This is a genomic window from Paratractidigestivibacter sp. (assembly GCF_052362415.1).
In the GTDB taxonomy this organism is placed as follows: Bacteria; Actinomycetota; Coriobacteriia; order Coriobacteriales; family Atopobiaceae; genus Paratractidigestivibacter.
Genome location: NZ_DAWEMK010000068.1, coordinates 3494 through 4417 on the forward strand (window position 1 = coordinate 3494; position 924 = coordinate 4417).

General features: G+C 67.0%; 1 protein-coding gene. It reads left to right on the top strand.

All coding sequences use genetic code 11. The features are described from left to right. Nucleotides 1–924, top strand: a 924-nt coding sequence (locus ACT84W_RS07400; protein WP_444328739.1) for a phospholipase D-like domain-containing protein, incomplete at both ends; no start/stop codon positions are given.

Consider the following 924-nt stretch of genomic DNA (forward strand, 5'->3'; position numbering starts at 1 on the left):
ATGCGCCAGCGCCTCCAGCCGGTGCGCCTCGAGGTCCAAGGCGACCTCGACAAGAAGCTCGAGGAGCTCGTCGCCTCCGAGCTCGGCCTCGAGCCGCGCCGCGTCTTCCATGTGGGCCGCCCGCTCGATTTGGGCTACGTCTACGGCCTGGAGGGAAAGATCCCCGACCTCTACCACTCCGAGGTCGTCTTCCGCCCCTTCGAGCCCCAGCCCTCAGACATGGTCGTCGCCGGCAAGCCCATGCGCGAGCAGGTAGAGGACCACGACGTGCTGCTCACCTACCCCTACGAGTCCATGGCGCCGCTGCTGAGCCTGCTGCGCGAGGCCTCGGGCGACGACGCCTGCATTCAGATCAAGATCACGCTCTACCGCGTGGCCAAGAGCAGCCACCTGTGCGAGAGCCTCATCGCCGCCGCGGAGAACGGCAAGGACGTCACCGTCCTCATGGAGCTGCGAGCCCGCTTCGACGAGGCGAACAACATCGCGTGGGCCGAGCGCCTCGAGGACGCCGGCTGCACCGTGATCTACGGCTCCGAGGGCTTCAAGTGCCACTCGAAGATCTGCCAGGTCACCTACCACGACCAGTCCGGCATCAGCCGCATCACGTGCCTCGGCACCGGCAACTTCAACGAGAAGACCGCACGCCTGTACTCCGACTTCATGCTGCTCACGGCCAACCCCGGCATCGCCGAGGACGGCAACGTGTTCTTCCGCAACCTCAGCCTGGGCAACCTCCGCGGCCAGTACAAGTACCTCGGCGTGGCCCCGATCTCGCTGAAGCCGCTGGTCATGCGCGGCATCGACCGCGAGATCGGCCGCGCCCGCCGCGGCGAGCCCGCGCGTATCTTCCTCAAGATGAACTCGCTCACGGACCGCGACGTCATCGACAAGATCTCGGAGGCCTGCGAGGCGGGCGTCGAGGTC